The organism is Rhizobium sp. CF080 (genome assembly GCF_000282095.2).
Classification (GTDB): domain Bacteria; phylum Pseudomonadota; class Alphaproteobacteria; order Rhizobiales; family Rhizobiaceae; genus Neorhizobium.
Genome location: NZ_AKKC02000001.1, coordinates 180600 through 205561, shown reverse-complemented (window position 1 = coordinate 205561; position 24962 = coordinate 180600). Strand labels below are relative to the sequence as shown.

The 24962-nt window shown below is 62.9% G+C and carries 23 protein-coding genes; 12 read left to right on the top strand and 11 right to left on the bottom strand.

Annotation, left to right across the window (positions count from 1 at the left end; translation table 11 throughout):
- The first annotated feature begins 197 nt into the window (after nt 1–197).
- From PMI07_RS00995 to PMI07_RS00985, 3 genes are read left to right on the top strand one after another with little or no spacing between them, the layout of a single operon-like run.
- Entirely contained in the window at nt 198–1319 is a 1122-nt protein-coding gene (locus tag PMI07_RS00995) for an ATP phosphoribosyltransferase regulatory subunit (protein WP_024163456.1), read from the top strand.
- Complete coding sequence (hisG, locus tag PMI07_RS00990) at nt 1316–2014, top strand: ATP phosphoribosyltransferase (protein WP_007770360.1); 699 nt, start codon at nt 1316–1318, stop codon at nt 2012–2014. The genes PMI07_RS00995 and hisG overlap by 4 nt, the downstream gene beginning before the upstream one ends.
- 23 nt (nt 2015–2037) lie before the next feature.
- Nucleotides 2038–2442 (top strand): GFA family protein, encoded by a 405-nt coding sequence (locus PMI07_RS00985; RefSeq protein WP_007770362.1) that lies wholly within the window; start codon nt 2038–2040, stop codon nt 2440–2442.
- Nucleotides 2443–2505: 63 nt separating this feature from the next.
- Here PMI07_RS00985 and PMI07_RS00980 read toward each other — a convergent pair whose 3' ends face one another.
- The 6 genes from PMI07_RS00980 to PMI07_RS34685 form a co-directional block, all read right to left on the bottom strand.
- The gene (locus tag PMI07_RS00980; RefSeq protein WP_007770365.1) at nt 2506–2955 is read right to left on the bottom strand and encodes a DoxX family protein; all 450 of its coding nucleotides are present in this window, start codon (nt 2953–2955) and stop codon (nt 2506–2508) included.
- A gap of 131 nt (nt 2956–3086) precedes the next feature.
- Nucleotides 3087–4436: an HD-GYP domain-containing protein gene (locus PMI07_RS00975; RefSeq protein ID WP_007770367.1), complete on the bottom strand. Its 1350-nt coding sequence runs from the start codon at nt 4434–4436 to the stop codon at nt 3087–3089.
- Nucleotides 4437–4591: 155 nt separating this feature from the next.
- Nucleotides 4592–6133 (bottom strand): cation:proton antiporter, encoded by a 1542-nt coding sequence (locus PMI07_RS00970; protein ID WP_024163455.1) that lies wholly within the window; start codon nt 6131–6133, stop codon nt 4592–4594.
- Nucleotides 6134–6260: 127 nt separating this feature from the next.
- Nucleotides 6261–7904: a chaperonin GroEL gene (gene groL / locus PMI07_RS00965; protein ID WP_007752585.1), complete on the bottom strand. Its 1644-nt coding sequence runs from the start codon at nt 7902–7904 to the stop codon at nt 6261–6263.
- 59 nt (nt 7905–7963) lie between these two features.
- Nucleotides 7964–8260, bottom strand: a complete 297-nt coding sequence (groES, locus tag PMI07_RS00960; RefSeq protein WP_007752582.1) for a co-chaperone GroES — start codon at nt 8258–8260, stop codon at nt 7964–7966.
- Nucleotides 8261–8275: 15 nt separating this feature from the next.
- A complete protein-coding gene (locus PMI07_RS34685; RefSeq protein WP_155956349.1) occupies nt 8276–8605 on the bottom strand; it encodes a hypothetical protein in 330 nt (109 codons plus the stop codon).
- 176 nt (nt 8606–8781) lie between these two features.
- Here PMI07_RS34685 and PMI07_RS00955 point away from each other — a divergent pair, with 176 nt between their 5' ends.
- A complete protein-coding gene (locus PMI07_RS00955) occupies nt 8782–9600 on the top strand; it encodes a sulfurtransferase/chromate resistance protein (protein ID WP_007752579.1) in 819 nt (272 codons plus the stop codon).
- A 7-nt stretch (nt 9601–9607) separates the two neighbouring features.
- A complete protein-coding gene (chrA, locus tag PMI07_RS00950; RefSeq protein ID WP_024163454.1) occupies nt 9608–10945 on the top strand; it encodes a chromate efflux transporter in 1338 nt (445 codons plus the stop codon).
- On the opposite strand, the gene PMI07_RS00945 is transcribed toward chrA, so the two are convergent.
- Entirely contained in the window at nt 10942–12063 is a 1122-nt protein-coding gene (locus PMI07_RS00945; protein WP_024163453.1) for an acyltransferase, read from the bottom strand. The two genes, chrA and PMI07_RS00945, sit on opposite strands and share 4 nt — an antisense overlap.
- A 196-nt stretch (nt 12064–12259) precedes the next feature.
- Between PMI07_RS00945 and PMI07_RS00940 the strand changes: the two genes are divergently transcribed.
- Together PMI07_RS00940 and PMI07_RS00935 are read left to right on the top strand one after the other, a co-directional pair.
- A complete protein-coding gene (locus PMI07_RS00940) occupies nt 12260–13108 on the top strand; it encodes a TIGR01459 family HAD-type hydrolase (protein ID WP_007771022.1) in 849 nt (282 codons plus the stop codon).
- Nucleotides 13109–13147: 39 nt separating this feature from the next.
- Complete coding sequence (locus tag PMI07_RS00935; RefSeq protein WP_007771024.1) at nt 13148–14128, top strand: bifunctional riboflavin kinase/FAD synthetase; 981 nt, start codon at nt 13148–13150, stop codon at nt 14126–14128.
- Between the two features lie 4 nt (nt 14129–14132).
- Here the strand turns inward: PMI07_RS00935 and PMI07_RS00930 are convergent, their stop codons facing one another.
- Nucleotides 14133–14591: a type II toxin-antitoxin system VapC family toxin gene (locus PMI07_RS00930; protein WP_007771026.1), complete on the bottom strand. Its 459-nt coding sequence runs from the start codon at nt 14589–14591 to the stop codon at nt 14133–14135.
- Nucleotides 14588–14860, bottom strand: coding sequence for a type II toxin-antitoxin system Phd/YefM family antitoxin (locus PMI07_RS00925; protein WP_007771028.1), 273 nt, complete (start codon nt 14858–14860; stop codon nt 14588–14590). The genes PMI07_RS00930 and PMI07_RS00925 overlap by 4 nt, the downstream gene beginning before the upstream one ends.
- 285 nt (nt 14861–15145) lie before the next feature.
- On the opposite strand from PMI07_RS00925, the gene ileS reads away from it, so the two are divergent.
- Together ileS and PMI07_RS00915 are read left to right on the top strand one after the other, a co-directional pair.
- On the top strand, nt 15146–18133 hold the full coding sequence (gene ileS, locus PMI07_RS00920; RefSeq protein ID WP_007771030.1) for an isoleucine--tRNA ligase: 2988 nt from the start codon (nt 15146–15148) through the stop codon (nt 18131–18133).
- 133 nt (nt 18134–18266) lie between these two features.
- Nucleotides 18267–18896: a hypothetical protein gene (locus PMI07_RS00915; protein ID WP_007771032.1), complete on the top strand. Its 630-nt coding sequence runs from the start codon at nt 18267–18269 to the stop codon at nt 18894–18896.
- 9 nt (nt 18897–18905) lie between these two features.
- Here PMI07_RS00915 and PMI07_RS00910 read toward each other — a convergent pair whose 3' ends face one another.
- The gene (locus PMI07_RS00910) at nt 18906–19361 is read right to left on the bottom strand and encodes a nucleoside deaminase (RefSeq protein WP_007771035.1); all 456 of its coding nucleotides are present in this window, start codon (nt 19359–19361) and stop codon (nt 18906–18908) included.
- A 148-nt stretch (nt 19362–19509) separates the two neighbouring features.
- Here PMI07_RS00910 and PMI07_RS00905 point away from each other — a divergent pair, with 148 nt between their 5' ends.
- From PMI07_RS00905 to PMI07_RS00895, 3 genes are read left to right on the top strand one after another with little or no spacing between them, the layout of a single operon-like run.
- Complete coding sequence (locus PMI07_RS00905; protein ID WP_024163452.1) at nt 19510–21657, top strand: pseudouridine synthase; 2148 nt, start codon at nt 19510–19512, stop codon at nt 21655–21657.
- Between the two features lie 6 nt (nt 21658–21663).
- A complete protein-coding gene (rsmD, locus tag PMI07_RS00900; protein ID WP_007756857.1) occupies nt 21664–22224 on the top strand; it encodes a 16S rRNA (guanine(966)-N(2))-methyltransferase RsmD in 561 nt (186 codons plus the stop codon).
- Nucleotides 22225–22234: 10 nt separating this feature from the next.
- On the top strand, nt 22235–23113 hold the full coding sequence (locus PMI07_RS00895) for a patatin-like phospholipase family protein (protein ID WP_007756858.1): 879 nt from the start codon (nt 22235–22237) through the stop codon (nt 23111–23113).
- Nucleotides 23114–23128: 15 nt separating this feature from the next.
- Here PMI07_RS00895 and PMI07_RS00890 read toward each other — a convergent pair whose 3' ends face one another.
- The gene (locus PMI07_RS00890; protein ID WP_007756859.1) at nt 23129–24937 is read right to left on the bottom strand and encodes a monovalent cation:proton antiporter-2 (CPA2) family protein; all 1809 of its coding nucleotides are present in this window, start codon (nt 24935–24937) and stop codon (nt 23129–23131) included.
- Nucleotides 24938–24962 lie beyond the last annotated feature (25 nt).

Sequence of the window (24962 nt, the reverse complement as noted above, 5' to 3'; positions counted from 1 at the left end):
CCCCCTCTGTCCTGCCGGACATCTCCCCCTCAAGGGGGGAGATTGGCTGGCGGCTCGCACCTCGTTTCCTCTTTGATGTCCCGCTTTCCGCTGCGCCGCTTTGGAAATGGCGGTCATGCCGCTTGTGATCTCCCCACCCGAGGGGGAGATGCCCGGCAGGGCAGAGGGGGGCTTCGTGGCAAGGTGGGAGCGATTCCATGCCCCTGATCGACATGCCGGACTTCTCCGCCGACCTCCTCGACGAGTTCGCCGCCCGCCGCACCGAGCGGGTCAACACGCCGGTCATCCAACCGGCCGAACCCTTTCTCGACATGGCCGGCGAGGATCTGCGCCGCCGCATTTTCCTCACCGAAAGCGAGACCGGCGCCAATCTCTGCCTGCGTCCGGAATTCACCATTCCGGTCTGCCTGCGCCACATCGAAACGGCGACCGGCACGCCAAAACGGTATTCCTATCTCGGTGAGGTTTTCCGCCAGCGCCGCGAGGGTTCCCACGAATTCTACCAGGCCGGCATCGAGGATCTTGGCGACAAGGATATCGCCAGTTCCGACGCCCGCGCCATCGGCGATGCGACCGGCATCCTGAAAGCGCTGCTGCCCGGCCGCACGCTCAGCCTGACGCTCGGCGACCAGGCGGTGTTCGAGGCGGTGGTCAAGGCGCTCGGCCTGCCGTTCGGCTGGCAGCGGCGGTTGATCCACGCGTTCGGCGACATGGCCCATCTCGAAGCGCTGCTGGAGCGGCTCGCCAAGCCCCAGCCGGTCACAGGCCTCGATCCGGAGATCGCCCAACTGATCGCTTCGGACAACGAGGCGGACCTCGTGGCCCGTATTGACCGCACCATGCAGGAAACCGGTTATTCCACCAATGCCAGCCGTTCGCCGACCGAAATCGCGAGAAGGCTCAAGGAAAAGCTGGAACTGGCCGAAACCCGGCTCGACGGAACCGCTCTGCTCCTGCTGCGTGAATTCCTGACGCTGCAATTGCCGCTCGCCGAAGCGCCTGCCGCATTGGCAGGTTTTGCCGATGCCGCCGACCTGAAGCTCGGCCCCGCCGTTTCCCGCTTCGACGCGCGGCTGGCGGCACTCGCCAATGCCGGCGCCGATCTCTCGGCCATGACCTACCGCGCCGCCTTCGGCCGCCCGCTCGATTATTATACCGGCCTCGTCTTTGAGGTCACCGAGGCGGGTTCGTCTGCAGTGCTCGCCGGCGGCGGTCGTTTCGACCGGCTGCTGACCCTGCTCGGCGCCAGGGAGCATATTCCGGCTGTCGGTTTCTCGCTCTGGCTCGACCGGATCGAAGTCGCGAGGGCATCCAGATGAGCACGATCACGATCGCTCTGCCCTCCAAGGGCCGCATCAAGGAAGATACCGCGGCAGTCTTCGAACGCGCCGGACTTGCCATTTCCGCCGTCGGCAACGACCGCTCCTATCGCGGCCGCATCGAGGGGATGGACGGCGTCGAGATCGCCTATCTCTCGGCCTCCGAGATTGCCCGCGAGCTCGCCAGCGGCGCCGTCGATTTCGGCGTCACCGGCGAAGACCTGGTGCGCGAAGGCATGGCCGGCGCCGACGGCCGCGTGGAATTCTGCGCCCGCCTCGGTTTCGGCCAGGCGGATGTGGTGGTCGCGGTGCCGGAAATCTGGCTCGACGTTGAAACCATGGCCGATCTCGGCGACGTGGCGGCGGATTTTCGCGCCCGCCATGGCCGCCGTCTCGGAATCGCCACGAAATACTGGCGGCTCACCCAGCAGTTCTTCTCGAGCCAGCACGGCATCCAGCTCTACCGCATCGTCGAAAGCCTCGGCGCCACGGAAGGGGCCCCGGCTGCCGGCCAGGCGGATATCATCGTCGATATCACCTCCACAGGGTCGACGCTTAAGGCCAACCACCTGAAGATCCTGTCGGATGGCGTGATCCTGAAGTCGGAGGCCTGCCTTGTGCGTGCCCGCAAACCGGGTCACGAGGAAGACCCGCGTATCGCGAAGATCGTGGAGGCCGTGCGCGCCGCGCTCTGAATTCGAAGAGGAGGAGATCACCCATGCATATCACCGGCGGATGCCATTGCGGGCGGACGACCTATGAGGCGGAACTTGATCCGCAGCGTGTCGCCATCTGCCATTGCTCGGATTGCCAGAAGCTGACCGGCTCTCCGTTCCGCGTCACGGCTGTCGTTTCCGATAGCGACCTGAAGATCACCGGCAACCAGCCGAAGATGTACAAGCGGGTGGCCGAGAGCGGTCGCGTCCGCCAGCAGTATTTCTGTCCCGAATGCGGATCGCAGCTCTTCGTCAATGGCGAGGGCGAGGCCGCAAAAGTCTGGGGCATTCGTTGGGGCAGCATTGATCAGCGGCTGGAGATCAAGCCGCTGCGGCAGGTCTGGTGCCGTTCCGCGCCTGCCTGGCTTGCGGATATCGGCGAACTGCCTGCCAAGCAAAAGGACTGAAAACAAAAAGCCCGCCGGACTTTTACGTCCGGCGGGCAGTCTTGGGCAGGGAATTTAGAAAGCTTAGGCAGCGATTGCGACAGAACCGCGGCGGGCGTCGATCGAAAACGCACCGGCGCCGACGGCGGCGAGAGCCAGGAAACCACCGGCAATCGTCAGGTTTTTCATCATCATCAGGCTGTTAAAGAGCGTCAGCAGGCCGTTGGCGGCCTCCGGGAAGCCCGGGACGTTGATGGCGCCCGAATGGAAGACGAACGCGGTGAAAGCCGAGAAGGCAGCCAGCAGCAGCGCTGCGATGCGCGTCTGAAAGCCGGTCAGCACGGCAAGGCCGGTAGCGAGTTCGAAGAGGCCCGCGACATAGGCGAGCAGCGTGGCGGCGGGAAGGCCGGCGCCGGTGATCATCCCGGCGGTGCCCGAGGGATCGACGAGCTTCTGGAAGCCGGACATGACGAACATGCCGGACAGAAGGACGCGGCCGATGAGAAGCAGGGAATTGGTGGTGGTGGTGGACATTTTGGGTCTCCGGATCAGTGCCCTTGATTGGACACGCGGTTGAATTCTCTGAGACCCTATGTGTCTCATTTTGCCCGTATCCGGAAGATGAACAATGATTGACGGTTTGTTCGATAAAAGAAGACGATCGTTTATGCCGCCGCCTGCTCGACCTTCACAAGCGCCCGGCAAAGTGCTGCATGACACCCGGCATCGATCGCCGTGCCGATGTCCTGCTTCATGATATCAAGTGCTTTCGATACCGGCATCGCGGCCCGGTAGGGCCGGTCTGCCGTCAGTGCGTCGAAAATGTCGGCGGTGGTCAGGATCCGGGTCAGCGGGCAGATCGCCTCGCCGATGAGGCCGCGGGGATATCCCCGCCCGTCGAGCCTTTCGTGATGCGCGCCCGCGAGCCTTGCGAGCTCCTGGAACGCGGAGATTTTCGAGAGAATATCCTCGCCGAGGCCGGGATGGCTGCGAACGACGGCAAATTCCGCGTCGTCCAACTTGCCCGGCTTGTCGAGAATCTGGTTGGAAACGCCGAGCTTGCCGATGTCGTGCAGAAGTGCCGCACGCCTCAGATACCGGCGCTCTTCCTCCGGCATGCCCAGCTCTTCGGCGATCATGTCGGTGAACAAGGCGACGCGACGGCTGTGGCCGGCGGTAAACGGGCTCTTGGAGTCGACCACATCCGCGAAGGCGGCCGCGACATCGTCGAGATAGTCGTCGTCGACCAGATAGGCACCGTCGTCACCGAAGCTCGTCGCCAGTCGTTCGGCGAGATCCGGGGCTGCAAGTGCTGCCCAGAAATCGGGACGGGCCGAAACCTTTTTGAACGCGGCGACCAATGCCGGATCGAACCAGGTCCCCGCCCGCCGGATGACTTCGCGCCGGGCGCTTTCCGACCCCGCACTGGTATGGAAGACGTCCGCCACCTGGGTGATCAGCGCGATCCGGGCGTAAAGCGAGATGGCCTCGCCTTTCAGGCCGGTGGGCTGGCCCTTGCCGTTCCAGTGTTCGTCGAGGTCGAGAATGCCGGTTGCGACCGCCTCGGAAAAGCGCATGCGCCGCACGATATCGGCACCGCGCTGGCAGCGGATCTCGACGAGTTCCCGGGCGATGGTGCCGGATTCCTTGAAGGTGGTGATCAGGGCGCGAAAACGCTCGGCGAGCCCGGCCTTCATGCCCGTATGGGACAGCACGAAGCGCAGCACCTGCGGCAGGCTCTCGTTGACGGTCTTGATACCCCGCTTGAACTCGATGTCGTCGGTGAGGAACAGGTTGCAGATGCGGGCGGCATTGCTGCTGCAGCCGATGTCCTTCAAAAGCAGCGTGTAATAAAGATCGGTGAGCTCTTCGGCCGGGATGCCAATCTCGCGGCCGATATGCATGCCGATCCAGGCGCAGCGGATACCGTGGCCCGCCGGCTGGCCCTCGGTCAGGTCGAGCGCATAACTCAGCGCATTCAGGAGTTCGGATCGCGTGATACGCTGCGATGTCATGATTGTTCCCCGACTTCAGGCGTGCGTAAAGTCGCAGAAACTTTCTAAGGAATTCCTCTCAGATGCGGAGGGTATTCGATTGAATACGCGGCAATCTCGGAATTGTGAATTGCCGATGCGGAAGGTCGGAAAGGCCGGTTTGTTGGAATATGAGATCAGCTCTCTTCGATCCGGCGCGCGTCTTCCGGCAAGACCGAAAGTTCCCGCCAGTCGATCTCTTCGAGCAGCAGATTGTATTCGTCGACATTGACCTTGTGGACCGAGCGGAGCTTTTCCAACTCGTCTCGTTGCGCTGCGATCGCCTGCAATGCCAGCCGCCGGTAGGTAGCGAGGGCGTTCGCATCCTCAGCCGTTGAAGAGGCCTGCTGCTCGATGCGGAACTTGGAGCGCAGCAGTTCGGCTTCCACTTCGGTTGCGCCGTCCAGTTTCGAAAGGCCGGCGAGCGCGATCTTGCCGCGCAGGACGGCGAGTTCGCCATGTCCTTCTGCGCGACGATCGAGGCCGAGCCACCGGATGATCGGGGTCAGCGTCAGGCCTTGAACGACGAGGGTTGCGAGAACCACCGAAAAAGCCGTCAGCACCACCACGTCGCGTTGCGGGAAATCCATCGGCAGGGCGAAGGCGGTCGCGAGCGTCACCAGGCCGCGCATGCCGCACCAGCCGGCCAGCAGCGCCTGCGTCATCGTTGCAGGTTCGGGCCTGCCACGGCTGCGTTCATGCCAGGCGGTGAGGCGGTTGTAGCCAATGCAGACGATAAAACGCACCGCGACGACGATCACGATGGTGATCATCGAAAACAGCGCCGCATCCCATAGGTGATCGGCCGGCATTCCGCCGACGATGTCGCGAACCTGCATGCCCATCAGCAGGAAGGCCATGACGTTGAGCACGAACACGACGGCGGTCCAGACCGCATAGGACTGCACCCGCATGCGCGCCGAGGAGCGCGCTTCGCTGCTTCTCGCAAGCGTCATCGCGAAGGCGACGATGGCGAGCACGGCCGACAGGCCGAGGCGTTCGGCGAGGATCCACAGAAGGAAGGTCTGCACGAACTGCAGGAGGATGCCACCGAGCGTGCCGGCAACGAACCGCATGAGATGCCGGACGACCCAGGCGGCGAGGATGCCGAGCAGGATACCGCCTGGAACCGCGAGGGAAAGATGCAGAGCCACACCTGTATCAAGACTGCCGGCCGATTGCACCGACAGCGCCGCGTCGAAGATCAGCAGTGCCGCGGCGTCGTTGAACAGGCTCTCACCGCGCAGCACGGTATCGGTGGTGCGCGGGATCGACATCGATGACAGCACGGCCGTCGCAGCGGCGGCATCGGGCGGGGCAACGATCGCACCGAGCACGAGTGCGGCCGCAATCGGCAATCCGGCAAACGCCCATCCGGCAAAGGCGACGACAGCCGCGGTCGCGAAGACGCCACCGATCGCAAAGACGAGCAACGGCACCCAGAACCGCCGGGCGATCCCGATCGGAAAATCAAAGGCGGCATCCAGCAGCGCCGGCGCGATGAACAGCGCCAGCGCGGTGTGCGGGTCGAGCGAGATATAGGGCATGCCCGGCACCAGCGCGACGGCGGCACCCGCCAGCGCCAGCATCGACGGATAGGGCACGGAAAGCCGGCGCGAAATCTGCAAAAGCACGATCGCGACAAGCAGCAGGACGAGCAGGCTCTCGAAGAAACTCATGGCGCGACTGTAATTGCGGTCTGAGTCTTTGTCAGCCGTGCTCGATCCTTAGACAAGCAAAAAGGGCGGTCCGAAGACCGCCCTTTCCGAACTGAACCGGTTGGCTCAGATGTGAGACCCGAAGGTCTTACATCATGTCCATTCCGCCCATTCCGCCCATGCCGCCCGGCATGCCGCCGCCAGCCGATTCCTTCTTCGGAAGTTCGGCGATCATGGCTTCGGTGGTGATCAGCAGCGAAGCAACCGAAGCTGCGTTCTGCAGGGCCGTGCGAACGACCTTGAGCGGGTCGACGATGCCCATGGTGATCATGTCGCCATATTCAGACGTCTGGGCGTTGTAGCCGTAGTTGTCTTCGTTCTTTTCGAGGATCTTGCCGACCACGATCGAAGCTTCGTCACCAGCGTTTTCAGCGATCTGGCGAACCAGCGACTGGAGAGCGCGGCGAACGATGTTGATGCCGGCTTCCTGGTCGTCGTTGGCACCCTTTGCAGCGATCTTCGTGGAAGAGCGCAGCAGGGCAACGCCGCCGCCCGGTACGATGCCTTCCTGAACGGCAGCGCGCGTCGCGTTGAGAGCGTCGTCGATGCGATCCTTCTTTTCCTTGACTTCGACTTCCGTCGAACCGCCGACGCGGATCACGGCAACGCCGCCAGCGAGCTTGGCAAGACGTTCCTGCAGCTTTTCGCGGTCGTAGTCGGAAGTGGTTTCTTCGATCTGAGCCTTGATCTGACCAACGCGGCCTTCGATGTCGGACTTGGCGCCGGCACCGTCAACGATCGTGGTGTTTTCCTTGGAGATCGAGACCTTCTTGGAACGGCCGAGCATGTCGAGCGTGACATTTTCGAGCTTGATGCCGAGGTCTTCGGAGATGACAGTGCCGCCCGTCAGGATGGCGATGTCTTCGAGCATGGCCTTGCGGCGGTCGCCGAAGCCCGGAGCCTTGACGGCAGCGATCTTGAGGCCGCCACGCAGCTTGTTGACGACGAGCGTTGCAAGAGCTTCGCCTTCGACGTCTTCAGCGATGATGAGGAGCGGCTTGCCGGTCTGAACGACGGCTTCGAGAACCGGGAGCATCGCCTGCAGGTTCGAGAGCTTCTTCTCGTGGAGGAGAATGAAAGCGTCGTCGAGGTCGGCGACCATCTTTTCCGGGTTGGTGACGAAGTAGGGCGACAGGTAGCCGCGGTCGAACTGCATGCCTTCGACGACTTCGAGTTCGGTTTCGGCGGTCTTGGCTTCTTCAACCGTGATGACGCCTTCGTTGCCGACCTTCTGCATGGCTTCAGCAATGTCGAGACCGACCTGCTTGTCGCCGTTTGCGGAGATCGTGCCGACCTGTGCGACTTCTTCCGAGGTCGAGATCTTCTTGGCCTTGGCCTGGAGATCCTTGACGACGTCGGCAACGGCGAGATCGATGCCGCGCTTCAGGTCCATCGGGTTCATGCCGGCTGCAACGGCCTTGTTGCCTTCGCGAACGATCGCCTGGGCAAGAACGGTAGCAGTCGTGGTACCGTCGCCGGCGATGTCGTTGGTCTTCGAAGCAACTTCGCGGACCATCTGGGCGCCCATGTTTTCGAACTTGTCGTCAAGTTCGATTTCCTTGGCGACCGATACGCCGTCCTTGGTGATGCGCGGAGCGCCGAAGGACTTGTCGATGATGACGTTGCGGCCCTTCGGGCCGAGCGTTACCTTGACTGCGTCAGCGAGAATGTCGACGCCGCGCAGCATCTTTTCGCGCGCGGTGCGGCCGAACTTGATTTCTTTGGCTGCCATTTTGATAACTCCTGAAAAGGGGTGTCAGCGATTTCGAATGAAGAGCAACCGGCCGTAGATCAGCCGATGATGCCCATGATGTCGGATTCCTTCATGATCAGAAGGTCTTCGCCATCGAGCTTGACTTCGGTGCCCGACCACTTGCCGAACAGGACGCGATCGCCAGCCTTGACGTCGAGAGCGGTGATGTTGCCCTTGTCGTCGCGGGTGCCGGTGCCGACGGCGACGATTTCGCCTTCCTGCGGCTTTTCCTTGGCGGTGTCAGGAATGATGATGCCGCCCTTGGTCTTGGCTTCGGATTCGACGCGACGAACAACGACGCGGTCGTGAAGGGGGCGGAAATTGGTGCTTGCCATTGTCTAATCCCTCGATCAAATGACATGGACGGGTGGAAACCCGTATCTCGGTGCTGTTAGCACTCCCTGTTGGAGAGTGCCAGCCGCGTCGAGATAAGGGTGCCCGGCGGATGAGTCAAGAACGGCCGTAAAATTTTCGAGACGGCTCGGAACCTCATAGGAAATACGCTTAACGATACGGATGCTGGGTTTACGCCTGCGCTTGGCGAACTGACGGCCGTCTTCGGCCACATCGGGGTTTTCCGTTTCGGCAACCCCTCCGGGCAGGTCGGCATGTTGCACCGGACTTTGGTGGAAGAAAGGCGCGGGCTTCGGGAAAGGTGTTTGAGGCACGCGCAGAACCATGGCAATTGCCGGTGTTCACACCTGGAGCATCAGGCGAATTCGCATTGCGACCTTGACTTGATTTCCAGGATTTCGTTTAACAGAAGCATGGGGTCTGCGAATGCCCCACGAGGCGCCATGCCGAAGTTCGCGTCCTTCATATGGTTTTCACATATGCCTCATAGAGGGGACGTAACATGGCGAATTTCAACGCGATTTCCTGTGAAAAACTGGCCCGTCTCATCGGCACGCCCAAGGCGCCCGTCATCATCGACGTTCGCACGACGGAAGATTTTGCCGAAAGCCCTTTCCTGCTGCCGGCCTCGCTGAAAAGGGATCATGCCGATGTGGCCGGTTGGGCGGCAGCCTTCCGCGGCCGCTGGGTCGTTGTACTCTGTCAGAAGGGCCGCAAGCTGAGCGAGGGTGTTGCGGCCTATCTGCGCCTTGCCGGTGCCGAAGCCGAAATACTCGAAGGAGGCTTCGAAGGCTGGCGTGACCTCGGACTACCACTCCTGCCTGTCGAGAAGCTCCCTGCGCGCAACACCGACGGTGCGACGCTCTGGGTCACCCGCGCCAGGCCGAAGATCGACCGGATCGCCTGTCCCTGGCTCATCCGTCGCTTCGTGGATCCGGGCGCGGTCTTTCTCTTCGTCGCGGCCCCCGAGGTCGAAGCCGTCGCCGAGCGGTTCGGCGCGACGCCGTTCGATATCGAAGGCGTGTTCTGGAGCCATCGCGGAGAACTCTGCAGCTTCGACGTCATGGTCGAGGAATTCGCGCTGTCCCTGCCGGCCTTGAACAAAGTGGCAAGGATTGTTCGTGGCGCTGACACCGACCGGCTGGATCTCGAACCGCAGGCGGCGGGGCTTCTGGCCATATCGCTCGGCCTGTCGCGCATGTATGCCAGCGATCTGGAGCAGCTCGAGCAGGGAATGCTGATCTACGACGCGCTGTATCGGTGGGCGCGTGACGCCACGGACGAAAAGCACGACTGGGTGGCCCGTGGCGGGAGAGCGTGAGGCAGTGATGGATCGGGCGGTAAAGGACGAGATTGCGGCGACGCCCTCGCTCCGCGAACTGACGGCGGTGTTCGGCCGGATCGGGGTCTTGAGTTTCGGCGGCCCCGCCGGCCAGATCGGCATGATGCATCGGACCCTGGTGGAAGAAAGACGCTGGCTTTCGGAAGAGCGTTTCCTGCATGCCCTGAACTACTGCATGCTTCTGCCGGGACCGGAAGCACAGCAGCTGGCCACCTATATCGGCTGGCTGATGTTCGGGGTGCGGGGCGGCATCATCGCCGGCCTTCTTTTCGTGCTTCCGGGGCTGGCGGTCATCATAGCCCTTTCGACGGCTTACGCCCTCTATCAGGATACGAGCTGGCTGACTGGCCTGTTCTTCGGCCTCAAGGCGGCGGTGCTGGCGATCGTCGTCGAAGCGGTGATCCGCCTCAGCCGCAAGACGCTGAAGAGCAGCCTCCTGGTCGGCATCGCGGCGGCGGCCTTCATCGCGCTGTTCTTCTTCGGCCTGCCATTTCCGCTCGTCGTGCTCTTGGCCGGACTTGCCGGTTTCGTCGCGGCTCGCAGGGGAGGCCGGGGGGCGAGCACCGGTTCCGAAGTGATAGACCTGCCGAAGCGGCCGGCGCCAGTGGCGGCCATCGCCACGCTAATCCTCTGGATCGCCGTCTGGCAGCTTCCGCTTCTCGTGCTGTGGATTTTCTCCGCGCCTGAAGGTCTTGCCGCCATGTTCACCTTCTTCTCCAAGATGGCGATGGTGACGTTCGGCGGTGCCTATGCGGTGCTTGCCTATGTGGCGCAGGTGGCGGTCGAGGATTACGGCTGGCTGAAGCCCGGGGAAATGCTGGACGGGCTGGCGCTTGCCGAAACGACGCCGGGACCGCTCGTTCTGGTCCTTTCCTTCGTCGGTTTCCTGGTCGGTTTCCGCGAGGCCGCCGGTCTCGGGCCGGTCACCGGCGGCGTGATCGGCGCGCTGCTGGTCGCCTGGGCGACCTTCGTGCCGAGCTTCATCTGGATCTTCGCCGGAGCGCCCTATATCGAGCGGCTGCGCGGCAACCCGGTTCTGTCGGCAGCGCTGTCGGCGATCACTGCCGCGGTCGTCGGCGTCATCCTCAACCTCGCCATCTGGTTCGGCCTGCACGTCCTTTTCCACGAGGTCGAGCAAATCTCCCTCTGGCCGGCAGCCGGTCTCAGGCTTTTCTGGCCGGTCTGGATGACCCTCGACCCGCTCGCCTTCCTGCTCTTCGTCGTCTCGGCCTTCCTGCTTTTCCGCATGAAGATCGGCATGGTGCCGGTCCTCGCCGTCAGCGCGGTCGTGGGCCTTGCCGTCCGGTTGGCGGTTGCGATCTAGGGACGGGGCACGGCGGTTGCCTCGTTCGCCGTTGCCAGCTGTTTTTCCGGCAGGCGGTGGGTCTTCGATTTGTAGAACACGTTTTCCATATATCTCTGGCTGACCAGCGAAAGCGGTATGGCGGTCGTAAATGTCAGCACCGCAAGGCTTGCGAAATAGACCGGCTGGCTGAGGCCCTGGCCGTTCAGCGCGTACATCCAGCCGTAAAGCGGGATCATGTGCAGCAGGTAAAGCGAATAGGAAATCGTGCCGAGAAACATCATCGGCGGCTGTTCGAGGAAACGGGTGACCGGGTCCTTTTGGCGGGCCTGGTCGCGGATGAGCACGGCATAACCGAACACGAACACCCAGCCGCCGATCGCAAGGTCGAAGAGACCGGCAAGGATCGCGGCGACAATCACGGTCACCGGATTGACGAGCGTCCGGTTGTCCCACCGACGCTTCCAGACGTAATAGCTGGCGATGCCGATGGTGAAATAGATCGCGTAGTAGCTGAGCAGCGAGCCGTTCGGCCAGTGCCGGAAGAGATACCAGGCGGCGAGGCAGGCGACGACGAAAACAGCCCGCAGCCATTTGAGCGGCTGGTGCAGGAAGAAAAAGGCGATCGGCGCGATCACGTAGAACTGGAATTCCGTGGAAATATTCCAGCCCTGCCCGAGAAAGGCGTAGGAACCGAGCGGCAGCCATTGTTCCGGAATGACACCGTGCAGCAGGGTCGCATGGGCGAGCACGTGATAGGGCCAGTTGAGGAAGCTCTGATCCAGGATCTTCAGTCGGCCGACATTTCGCACGCTTTCGAAATCAGCGGTCACCAATGCCTGGTAGGCGATGCCGGCGGTAAGGATCGACAGCACGAACGCCAGCATATAGGCCGGATAGATGCGCTTCAGCCGGCGCGTGAGGTAGGTGCCATAGCCTTCCCGCGTCGACGACATCATCATGAAGATGACGAAGCCGCTCATGATGCAGAAGATTTGCACCCGGATTTTCTCGTTGAAGAGCACCTGGAATGGCCCGAACCCTTCCGGTTCTATTCCGGAAGCCGGCAGCAGGTGGACCACGACGACCCAGATGGCGAGCAGGCCGCGCAGGCCTTCAAGCTGGTCGATTCTTTTCATCATCGGCTCCCTCGTTGAGTGAGCCAGCCCCGCGGGCAATAAACCATTTAGCAGATGCAATAACAACATGGTGCGACGCAAAAAGTGGCCTGCGTGCACCGCGATCGGACGTCGTCGGCTTTTCCCCCGAATATCTCTTGTAATCTTTCCAGGGGTTTGCCATGTGACCCCGGGGCTTGCGAGACGGGAAGAAGACATGGCAAAGCGCATCGGCAATCTGAGCGAAGTGATCGGCGAATACGACGTGGTTCTGTCGGACGTCTGGGGCGTCGTTCACAATGGCGTCGAAGCCTTCCAGCATTCCTGCAAGGCGCTCGCCGAGGCGCGCGAGGCCGGCGCCACGGTGGTACTGATCACCAATTCGCCGCGCACGGCACCCGGCGTCATCCAGCAGATGAAGGTGCTCGGCGTTCCCGACGGCACCTACGACCGGATCGTTACGTCAGGCGATGTGACCCAGCATCTGATCGTCGACGGTCCGAAAAAGGTCTTCCTGATCGGTCCCGACCGCGACCTGAACCTGTTCGACGGGCTCGGCGTCGAGGTGGTCTCGGCCGACGAGGCCGAATGCATCGTCTGCACCGGTTTCTTCGACGACGAGAAGGAAGTGCCGGAAGACTATACCGACATGCTGACCGCCTTTGCCAAGCGCGACGTGCCCTTCATCTGCGCCAACCCGGATCTCGTCGTCGAGCGCGGCCACAAGATCATTCCTTGCGCCGGCGCGGTCGCGGCCTATTACGAAGATCTCGGCGGCAAGACCCGCGTCGCCGGCAAGCCGCATCGGCCGATCTACGAGGCGACGATTGCCGCTGCCCGCGAGGTGCGCGGCGATTTCCCGATGAGCCGGGTTCTGGCGATCGGCGACGGCATGCCGACCGACGTGCGCGGCGCGCTCGCATACGGCCTCGACCTGCTCTATATCAGCGCAGGCATCCATGTCGCGGAATACACCGTCAACGGCCAGACCGACGAGGCGATCCTCAATGCCTGGCTGAAGCGGGAAAATGCCGCGCCGAAATACTGGATGCCGCGCCTCGCATAGCCCCTGGGCCTGAATTCGGCCTGAACCGGAACCCGCCGCATGACTGTCTTCCACCGCAACGAGAAGAAGGAACCGCTGCCCGAGGAACTGAAGGGCGGCGTCATCGCCATCGGCAATTTCGACGGCGTCCATCGTGGCCATCGCAGCGTGCTCGAGCGCGCGCTGGCACTTGCCGAAGAGCGCGGCGTACCCGCCCTTGTGCTGACCTTCGAGCCGCATCCGCGCACCGTTTTTCGCGCGGAGGAACCGGTCTTCCGCCTGACGCCGGCGCCGCTCAAGGCTCGCCTGCTCGAGGCCATGGGCTTCCGCTCGGTGATCGAATATCCTTTCACCCGCGAGTTTGCGACCCGCTCGGCGGAAGAGTTCATCCAGACCATCCTTGTCGATTGGCTTTCCGCCAGCGCCGTCGTCACCGGCTTCGATTTCCATTTCGGCAAGGGCAGGGAAGGCGGACCGGCCTTCCTGATGGCGTCAGGCGCCAAGCATGATTTTAATGTCCAGTTGGTGGACGCCTTCCGCGACGAGAATGCCGAAGTGATCTCGTCGAGCCGGATCCGCGACCTGCTGGCGGAAGGCGATGTCGCCGCCGCGGCCGGCCTGCTCGGATATCGCTACACGGTCGAGGCAGAAGTGATCGGCGGCGAAAAGCTCGGCCGCCAGCTCGGCTTCCCGACAGCCAACATGCAGCTTCCCCCCGAAGCCGAACTGAAGGCCGGCATCTACGCCGTGCGCTTCCGCCGCCCCGACGGCACGCTTTTCGACGGCGTCGCCAGCTACGGCCGCCGCCCGACGGTGATCGAGAACGGCGCGCCGCTTCTGGAAACCTACCTCTTCGATTTCTCCGGCAGCCTCTACGGCGAGACCTGTTCCGTCTCCTTCTTCGGCCACCTGCGCGACGAGCTGAAATTCGACGGGCTGGATCCGCTGGTCGCCCAGATCAAGCGCGACGAGGAAGAGGCGCGGGCGTTGCTTTCCGGTGTGAAGCCGCTTGGCGAAGTGGACGCCAAGATCGCGTTTTGAGGGGTTAGCGGCGGCTCAGCGGAAACCGCTCGGGATCGTCCTGCCACGGATCGAAGATCGCAGCGCCTGACGTGCGAGTATCCTTCACGTTGCGGGTGGCGAGATAAAGATTGTGCTCGATCGCGGTCGCGGCAAAAATCGTATCGATCACCGGCGGCGCATGGCCGGTCGCCTGCTTCACCTTTCCGGATATCGCGCCCCACCGCCTGGCGATCGCGTCACTGACGGAAAGGGTCCGGCCGGCAAACCTGTCTTCGAGTGCATCACGGGCGGCAGCATAGCGATAGCGGTTTTCGTCTTCCGGCGGCAGGTTTTCGATGCCCTTGTCGTATTCTGCCAAGGTCAGGATGCTGATGAAGAAACTGCCTTCATCTTGCCCGGCGGCCCAGCGTTTGACGGAGGGTGCCCCGTTCGTATTGATCAGGGCGGCGATGACATTGGTATCCAGCAGCCAGCCGATCACAGGTCGATATCCCGGCCACGATCCGCTTCCCGTTCGAGGTCTAGTCTGTCCAGCCCCAGGCCTTCCATGAATTCCAGGAAGGGTTTCTTAGGGGCGGCTTTGGTCAGCCTCTCCAGCTCCTCCGTGCTGATGACGACGACGCTGTCGCGCCCTCGCACCGTTACGCGCTGCGGGCCTTCGCTATGCGCGCGCCTGACCACCTCGCTGAAGCGTGCCTTGGCGTCTTCTAGCTTCCAGCTACTATCCTGAACGGTTGGCTTGCCCGACATGAAAATCTCCGACTAGTCAGCTAGTCAGATATAGCCCTCGCCAGTTCGGGAGTCCAGAACAACATCTTGGTTTTGCCCCTTCCTTTCCGCCGCAAAAACCCTTAAGGAACCGCATTATGAAAGAATTCCGGCTGGCTCAGATCATTCGAATTATCGGCCCGGCCTTCCGCGCGGCTTGAGAGCGAGCGGGAAGGTCCGGGTTTTCGGCGTTTTTCAAAGCGCCTTCCGCCAGCGAATTTTCATCGAGATGCGCCCCGTCGCGGCGCCAGGACGATTGCTTAATCCATGACAGATACCGCCGAAAAGCTCGACTATTCGAAGACCCTCTATCTGCCCGAAACCGATTTCCCGATGCGCGCCGGCCTGCCGCAGAAGGAGCCGGAACTGGTTGCCCGCTGGCAGCAGATGGACCTCTACAAAAAGCTTCGCGCCTCCGCCGCTGGCCGCGAAAAATTCGTGCTGCATGACGGCCCGCCCTATGCCAACGGCAACATCCATATCGGCCACGCGCTGAACAAGATCCTGAAGGACGTCATCACCCGCTCGTTCCAGATGCGCGGCTACGACTCGAACTATGTTCCGGGCTGGGATTGCCACGGTCTTCCGATCGAATGGAAGATCGAGGAAAAATACCGCGAGAAGGGCAAGAACAAGGACGAGGTTCCGGTCAACGAGTTCCGCCAGGAATGCCGCGAATTCGCCGCCGGCTGGATCAAGGTCCAGGCGGAGGAATTCAAGCGCCTCGGGATCGTCGGCGATTTTGAAAACCCGTACCTGACGATGAATTTTCACGCGGAGAGCCGCATCGCCGGCGAACTGCTGAAGATCGCCCAGAGCGGTCAGCTCTATCGCGGCTCGAAGCCGATCATGTGGTCGGTCGTCGAACGCACCGCGCTGGCTGAGGCCGAGGTCGAGTACCACGATTATGAGAGCGACACGATCTGGGTGAAGTTCCCGGTCGTGGATATTCGCCGTGAAGGCTATGCCGATCAGGTTGTTGCTATCGCGGAAATCCTCAAGGAAGAGGGTGAAGCTTCTGAGCCTGCGGATGTCGAGGCCGACTTTGCGGATTTGCTTGCTAGCTATGTCGTGATCTGGACGACCACCCCTTGGACCATCCCTGGCAACCGTGCGATCTCCTACTCTCCAAAAATCTCCTACGGCCTTTACGAGGTGACCGAAGCCGCCAACGACTTCGGCCCGCGTCCGGGCGAAAAGCTGATCTTTGCCGACAAGCTTGCCGAAGAATCCGCTGCCAAAGCTAAGCTCGTCTTCAAGCGTCTACGTGACGTCTCAGCCGGCGAGATGTCGGCGATCACCTGCGCCCATCCCCTCAAGGGTCTCGGCGGCGGCTATGATTTCGCTGTCCCCCTCCTCGCCGGCGACCACGTCACCGACGATGCCGGTACCGGTTTCGTCCACACCGCACCCAGCCACGGCCGCGAGGACTTCGAGGCCTGGACGCATCACGCCCGTGAGCTGGAAGCGCGCGGCATCGAGACGAAGATCCCGTTCCCGGTCGACGACGCTGGCGCCTACACGGCCGACGCCCCCGGTTTCGAGGGCGCCCGCGTCATGGACGACAACGGTAAGAAGGGCGATGCCAACGATCGCGTCATCAAGGCGCTGATCGAGCGCAACGCGCTGTTTGCCCGCGGCCGCTTGAAGCATCAGTATCCGCATTCCTGGCGGTCGAAGAAGCCGATCATCTTCCGCAACACGCCGCAGTGGTTCGTCTATATGGACAAGGCGCTGGCGGATGGCACGACGCTGCGCTCGCGTGCCCTGCAGGCGATCGACGACACCCGCTTCGTGCCATCAGCCGGCCAGAACCGCCTGCGCGCCATGATCGAACAGCGCCCGGACTGGGTGCTGTCCCGTCAGCGCGCCTGGGGCGTGCCGATCTGCGTCTTCGTTGACGAAGAGGGCGAGATCCTTCAGGACGAAGCGGTCAACAAGCGCATCCTCGAAGCCTTCGATCTCGAAGGTGCCGATGCCTGGTTCGCCGAAGGCGCGCGCGAGCGCTTCCTCGGCTCCCGTGCCAATGAAGGCTGGACCCAGGTGATGGACATCCTCGATGTCTGGTTCGATAGCGGTTCCACCCACACCTTCACGCTCGAAGACCGCCCGGACCTGAAATGGCCGGCCGACGTCTATCTCGAAGGCTCCGACCAGCATCGCGGCTGGTTCCATTCCTCGCTTCTGGAATCCGCCGCCACCCGCGGCCGGGCGCCCTATGACACGGTCGTCACCCATGGCTTCACCATGGATGAGAAGGGCCAGAAGATGTCGAAGTCGCTCGGCAATGTCGTGGCGCCGCAGGACGTCATGAAGGATGCCGGCGCCGATATCCTCCGCCTCTGGGTGATGACGACCGACTATTGGGAAGACCAGCGCCTCGGCAAGACCATCATCCAGACCAATGTTGATGCGTACCGCAAGTTGCGTAACACGATCCGCTGGATGCTCGGCACGCTCGCCCATGACGAGGGCGAGGAGATCGCCTATGCCGATCTGCCGGAACTCGAAAAGCTGATGCTGCACCGTCTCGCCGAGCTCGATAAGCTCGTGCGCGAGGGTTATGATGCTTTCGAGTTCAAGAAGATCGCCCGGGCGCTGATCGACTTCTCCAATATCGAACTGTCGGCCTTCTATTTCGACATCCGCAAGGACGCGCTTTATTGCGACGCGCCGTCCTCGCTGCGCCGCCGTGCCGCTCTCGCCGTCATCCGCAAGATCTTCGAATGCACGGTGACCTGGCTTGCGCCCATGCTGCCGTTCACCACCGAAGAATCGTGGCTGTCGCGCAACCCGGACGCGGTTTCGGTGCATCTCGAACAGTTCCCGACGGTTCCCACCGAGTGGAGGAACGAGGCGGTTGCCGAGAAGTGGGCGCAGATCCGCAAGGTGCGCTCGGTTGTTACAGGCGCGCTCGAGATCGAACGCAAGGACAAGCGGATCGGCTCTTCGCTGGAGGCCGCACCGGTCGTTTATGTCAACGACCCGGAGCTGATGAAAGCGCTGGAAGGCCAGGATTTCGAAGAGACCTGCATCACCTCGGGAATCGCCATCGTTTCGGGTGAAGGCCCTGAAAGCGCCTTCCGCCTGCCGGAAGTGCAGGGCGTCGCCGTCGATCCGAAACTCGCCGAAGGCATCAAATGTGCCCGTTCGTGGCGGGTGACGACCGATGTCGGCTCAGATCCTGCCTATCCGGATGTGTCGGCCCGTGACGCGGCCGCGTTGCGCGAACTGGCCGCTCTCGGCCGGCTTTGACGCCTGAAATCGCCGGATGATTGCGCTTTGAGCAATCATCCGGTAAATCTGCCTGAAATTGGCCGGATTTTCTGGCCATTAGGCGTTTAGTTATGTCTGAGGCGTCAGGACGGGCGCTGCTGGAAGGGTTTTGATGAAAGCGACATATGCGTTTCGTGTCGGCCTGGGTGTGGCCGGCATTCTCGCCTCGACATTGACCCTTTCGGGCTGCATCGGTGGCCCGACCTACGGCACCGACAAGACCGCCATGGAACAGCTGACCGACGATATCGGGCAATCCGTGTCGCTGGGTGGCAAGAGTGCCGAAGCGAAAGCGGGCCTGAAATACAATCCTCGTCCGTCGCTGGTTGTCGCCAAGGGGCAGGAACAGGCGCTGCCGGCGCCGCAGCAGTCGCTTGCGAGCCGCGAGAGCAACCCCAACTGGGTTGAATCTCCGGAAGAAACCCGCAAGCGCATGCGTGAAGAGGCGGATGCTCACGAGAACGATCCCACCTACCGCTCGCCGCTACTGGCGGGCAGTGGTCAGGGCGGCCAGATGACCGAGACCGAAAAATGGGAAGCCTTCCGCAAGGCCAAGGCAGATGCTGAAACCGTCACCGTTACCGGCCGCCGTCGTTCGCTCTCCGAGCCGCCGGCGGAATTCCGCTCGGCGGATGCCGCTGCGCTGACGGATGTCGGCGAGCCCGAAACCCAGAAGGAAAAGCGTCGCAAGGCGCAAGCTGAGGCTGCCAAGAAGGGCAGCGAGTGGTGGAAGCTCTTCTAAGTCAGCTGCTCAACTCTCTCTTTTCGATTTGAAGAAACCGGTGAGCAGGATCGCTGCCTCGGTTTCGCCGAGGCCGGAATAGACCTCCGGCGCATGATGGCAGGTCGGTTGGGCGAAGAAGCGCACGCCGTTGTCGACCGCTCCGCCCTTGGGATCCTCCGCGCCGTAGTAGAGCCGCCGGATGCGCGCAAACGAGATCGCCGCCGCGCACATGGTGCATGGTTCGAGCGTCACGTAGAGGTCTGCACCCGACAGTCGTTCCTGTCCAAGTGCGGCCGAAGCATCTCGGATGACGGCGATTTCGGCATGGGCAGTGACGTCGTTTTCGGCGCGGGTCCGGTTTCCGGATCGGGCGACGATCGCCCCGTCAAGCACCAGGACGGCGCCGATCGGAACCTCGCCGCGAGCGGCTGCGTCCCTGGCTTCTGCGAGTGCTGCGTGCATGAACCCATCGGTATTAGGCATTTCGGCGATTTCCTCTTAACCCGGATCGCGTGAACTGGTAGGAAGCATCCAACTGGAAGCCCGACTGCGGGCACGAATCCATCTCAGTCAACACGAACAAGAATGTCCGGATCGCTCCGTTAGACATCACGCTTCAGGCAAACAACAAATGAATTCCAAAGACAAGCCGAAGCGCGGCGAAGGCAAGACCTTCGTTCGCGAAACCAAACCGAGAGCCGCTCCGAAGGCTGGTGCCGGCGGCAAGGCGGGTTTCTCCGCCAAGGAGGGTCTTGGGCCCAAGAAGAGTTTCGCGGCGAAAGCCGGTGCTGAAAAGGCGGCAAAACCCGTCCGTAAGCTGCCGCCTCCGCCGGAGACCATGGAGGCCGAGGGCAAGCCCGAGCGCATTTCCAAGATCCTCGCCCGCGTCGGCGTCGCGTCGCGTCGCGATATCGAGCGGATGATCATGGAAGGCCGCGTCAGCCTGAACGGCAAGGTTCTCGATACGCCGGTCGTCAACGTCACGCTGGCCGACAAGATCGAAGTTGACGGCATGCCGATCCGCGGCATCGAGCGCACCCGTCTCTGGCTCTATCACAAGCCGGCCGGCTTGGTGACCACCAATTCCGATCCGGAAGGCCGCGCCACCGTCTTCGACAACCTGCCCGAAGGTCTGCCGCGGGTGCTCTCCATCGGCCGCCTCGACATCAATACTGAAGGCCTGCTGCTGCTGACCAACGATGGCGGCCTGTCGCGAGTGCTGGAACTGCCGACCACCGGCTGGCTGCGCCGTTACCGCGTCCGCGCCCATGGCGAGATCAAGCAGGAGGAACTGGACAAGCTGAAGGAGGGCATCGCCGTCGAGGGCGTGCTCTACGGCTCGATCGACGCGACGCTCGACCGCACCCAGGGCAGCAATGTCTGGATCACCATGGGCCTTCGGGAAGGCAAGAACCGCGAGATCAAGAACGTGCTCGGCGCGCTCGGCCTCGAGGTCAACCGCCTGATCCGTATCTCCTATGGGCCGTTCCAACTGGGAGATCTGCCGGAAAGCCAGGTGGTCGAGGTGCGCGGTCGCATGCTGCGCGACCAGCTCGGACCACGCCTGATCGAGGAATCCAAGGCGAATTTCGACGCGCCGATCTATACCGAGGCGGCTCCCGAAGAGGATGAGAAACCTGCCCGCACCGAGCGCTCGGAATGGGCGGCGAGGCCCGAGAAGACTGAACGCCCGCGCGCTGGAAAGCCGGAAGACCGACGCGAAAAGGCGCTCGGCCGCCCGGATACCAGGCGCGACGACCGCAAGTTTGCTGACAAGCCGCGTGGCGCAAAGCCGTTCGGCAACCGGGACCAGGAGGACGAGGACCGCCCCAAGAAGCGTCCTCCGATGGGCACCAGCCGCACCGCCAATGTCTGGATGGCGCCGGGCGCCCGCCCGACCACCGAAAGCAAGACGCGCAAATCCTCCGCCCGTGCCGAGGCCGAACAGCTTTTCAAGAAGCCCTCGCCGCAGAACGACCGGCCGGTCATCGTCAATCGCGCCGAAGAGGACAGCGACTGGATCCGTGCCGATGGCCCCGACAAACAGGAAAAGGGCGATTTCGGCCAAAAGCGGTCCTCTGGTGATCGCCCGCCCCGCGGTGATCGTCCCTTCGGTGACAAGCCGAGAGGTGAACGCTCGTCCGGCGACCGTCCGCGGACCAAATCCTTCTCGGGCGACGCACGCGCGGAACGTCCGCGCGGCGATCGTGCTTTCGGCGATCGTCCACCCCGTAGCGATCGTCCATTCGGCGACAAGCCGAGAGGCGACCGCCCGTTTGCTGACAAGCCCAGGGGCGAACGCTCATTTGGCGACCGCAAGCCGCGCGCCGATGGTGATCGTCCTGCACGGACCTTCTCCGCCGAAGGCCGCCCCGAGCGTCCGCGCGGCGACCGCCCGTTCGGCGACAAGCCGAGGGGCGACCGTTCTTTCGGTGATAAACCCCGCGGCGAGCGTTCCTTCGGTGATCGCAAGCCCCGCGAGGATGGCGAGCGTCCCGCACGCTCCTTCTCCGCCGGCGAGGGCCGTTCCGAACGGCCGTTCTCGGATCGGCCGCCGCGTGGTGATCGTCCTGCAGGCGACCGGCCGTTCGGCGACAAGCCGCGTAACGGCAAGCCGTTTGGCGGAAAACCGGGCGGCGGCAAGAGCTTTGGCGGAAAGCCTTCCGGCAGCCGTGGAAAACCGGCGGGTGGTGGTGGCAAGCCCGGGGGCAAGACTGGTGGCCGGCCCGCTTCGGGCGGACGCCCGGCCGGCGGCAAGCCGCGCACGCCGAGAGGGTGATGCGCGGTGCGGATTGTCGGTGGTGAATTTCGCGGCCGGTCTCTGGCCACGCCCAAAACAAATGAAATCCGGCCGACCATCGACCGGACGCGCGAAAGCCTGTTCAACATCATCGGCCACGTCTATCCGCAGGCGCTGGACGGCGGCCGGGTGATCGATCTTTTCGCCGGCACCGGCGCGGTCGGGCTGGAGGCGCTGTCGCGCGGCTGCAAAAGCGCGCTCTTCGTCGAGAATGGCGTCGAGGGCCGGGGGCTGCTGTGGGAGAATATCGACAGTCTCGGCCTGCATGGCCGGGCGCGGATTCTGCGCCGCGATGCCACCAAGCTTGGGGTCGCCAACAATATCGAGCCGTTTCATTTCCTGTTCGCCGATCCGCCCTATGGCCAGGGGCTGGGGGAGGGCGCCATGCTTTCGGCCCATGCGGGCGGCTGGCTTGCGCCCGGAGCCCTTGCCATTCTGGAGGAGCGGGCCGACATAACCCCTGCCGTCGATGCCGTCTTCAAATTTTTGGAGAGCCGGACGTTCGGCGATACGCGCATGGCTTTTTTCCGCTACCAGCCGGCCTGAGGTCCGAGGAATGAATACGAGGCTTGCAATTCCCGATCTCGAAGCCGTCAAGGCCAAGGGCGGCCTGACGTTTGCCGTCGCTCTCGGTGGTGGCGGTGCACGCGGCCTCTCGCATATCCAGGTCATCGAGGCGCTGGACGAACTCGGGATACGTCCGGTGGCGATTTCCGGCTCCTCGATCGGCGCGATCATCGGCGCCGGCATGGCGTCGGGCATGACCGGCCGCGAAATCCGCCAGTATGCGCTGGAAACCGTCGGGCACCGCGGCACCCTTCTCAACAAGCTTTGGGGACTTGGTCCCGCCACCATGCGCGACAAGCTCGGCGGCTTCCGCTTCGGCCAGTTCAATCTCGAACTCATCCTCGATGCCTTCCTGCCGCCGCAGGTGCCGGAGGATTTCGCCGAGCTCGAAATTCCCATGAAGATCTCCGCCACCGATTATTACGGCCAGGCGGAAGTGATCCTCGAGCAGGGCGAGCTGCGCACCGCGATCGCCGCCTCGGCCGCCATTCCCGGCCTGTTCATGCCGGTCCGGGTGAATGGCCGGGTGATGATCGATGGCGGTGTCTTCAATCCCGTCCCCTACGAGCAGCTGATGGACGTTGCCGATGTGGTGATCGGCGTCGACGTGGTCGGCGCGCCGGAAGGCGACGGCACCCATGCGCCGAACCGTATCGACAGCCTGTTCGGCGCCAGCCAGCTCACCATGCAGGCGAGCATCGCGCTCAAGCTGAAGCTCAATCCCCCGCAGATTTTCCTGCGGCCGTCCGTCAACCGTTTCCGGGTTCTGGATTTCCTGAAGGCCCGCGAAATCCTCGATGAATCCGAGCACGTCAAGGACGAGCTGAAGCGCGCCATCGACGCGCTGCATGCGGCGGCCGAAGCCTGAAGTTCGCCTGCCCGATCAGTTCTCTGCCGTGGCCGGCTCCGCGCTCATCTCGTCGTCGACCACCATCGCGCGTTTCGGCTTGATCAGCGGTTCCGGCCGGACCGGGCTGTTGAACAGCATCTCCCGGCCGGCACCGAGCCCCTGGACGGCCTGGATCTGCAGCCTTTCCTCGTCGCGCTGGCGGATGTCGTCGCCGATCTCCTGGGCGTCGATTTCGCTCATACCCAGCGCTTCCAGCGTTTTTCTTCCGAACAGCAGGCCGGATTCCAGGGTCTCGCGCAGCTCGTATTCGACATTCCGATCCCGCAGCGACAGAGAATGGATACGGTCGTAGGAGCGTACATAGAGGCGCACGTCCGGGAATTCCGAGCGGATGAGATCGACGATCTGGTCGGTCGTCTCGCGTTTCTGGGTGGAAACGGCGACGATCTTTGCCTTCTCGATGCCCGACGCGATCAGCACGTCGCGGCGTGTGCCGTCACCGAAATAGATGCGGAAACCGAAGGAGGCCGCCTGGCGGATACGGTCGGCGGAATCGTCGATGACTGTCACTTCGCGGCCGCCGGCAAGCAGGATCTGCGCGGCGATCTGGCCGAAACGCGAAAACCCGATCATCAGCACGTCGGCGCCCGCACCGTCGAAATCCTCCTCCAGTTCCTCGCGGCTCTCGCCGTTGAGGAGCCGCTTGGAAAGGGCGGCTCCGAACGGCGTCAGCGCCATCGAAAGCGTCACGCCGGCGATCAGCAGCGAGGCGGTGGCCGACGAGAACAGGCCGGCGGCTGTTGCGGTGGTGAACAGCACGAAACCGAATTCGCCGCCCTGCGGCAGCAGGAAGGCGATGCGCACCGCATCATTGTGCGGCGAACCCCAAAGCCGGCAGAGCCCGTAGACGATCAGCGCCTTCAAGGCCATGAAGATCGGCACCGCCGGCAGGATGAAGAAGATGTTGTCGAGAATGACATGGACTTCCAGCGACAGGCCGACCGCCATGAAGAACAGCGCCAGAAGCAGGCCGCGGAAGGGTTCGATATCCGCCTCCAGCTCGTGCCGGTAGGAGGATTCGGCAAGCATCACGCCCGACAGGAAGGCCCCCATCGCCATCGACAGGCCGACCGCCTGCATCGCAGCCGCCGATCCCAGCACCACCAGCAGGGCCGCGGCGATCATCACCTCGCGGGCGCCGGCGCGGGCGATGACCTGGAACATCGGGGTCAGAAGATAGCGACCGGCAATCACCATGGCGCCGACGGCTCCGACCGCGACCGCGAAATCGAGGAGCGGTGCCGCTTCTGTCCCCGTGGTCCCCGGCGACAGGATGGTGATCAGCGCCAGAAGCGGCACGATGGCGAGATCCTGGAAAAGCAGCACCGAGAAGGATCGCTGGCCATAGCGGCTGTTCATGTCGCCGTCGTCGTTGAGGATCTGCAGCGCAAACGCGGTCGAGGACAGCGCAAGACCGAAGCCGATGATCAGGCTGCCGCGCCAGTCCGCCATGTTCGTCAGTTGCGCAAGCCCGGTCAGTACCAGTCCCGAAATCACCACCTGTGCCGGACCGAGGCCGAACACGTCGCCGCGCATCTGCCACAGACGTGAGGGTTTCAGTTCGAGCCCAATGACGAACAGCAGGAAGACCACGCCGAATTCCGCAAAATGCAGCACTTCTTCTGTTTCTATGATCTGCTGCATGATCGGCCCGATGACGACGCCGGCGGCAAGATAGCCGAGCACCGTACCGAGCCCGAGCTTCCTGAACAGGGGGGCGGCGATCACCGCGCCCGCAAGCAGAAGAAGCATTTGGGAAAAGAGCGAGCCAGGAGCGGTCATGCGGATACTTTCAGTCTAAGGTGGG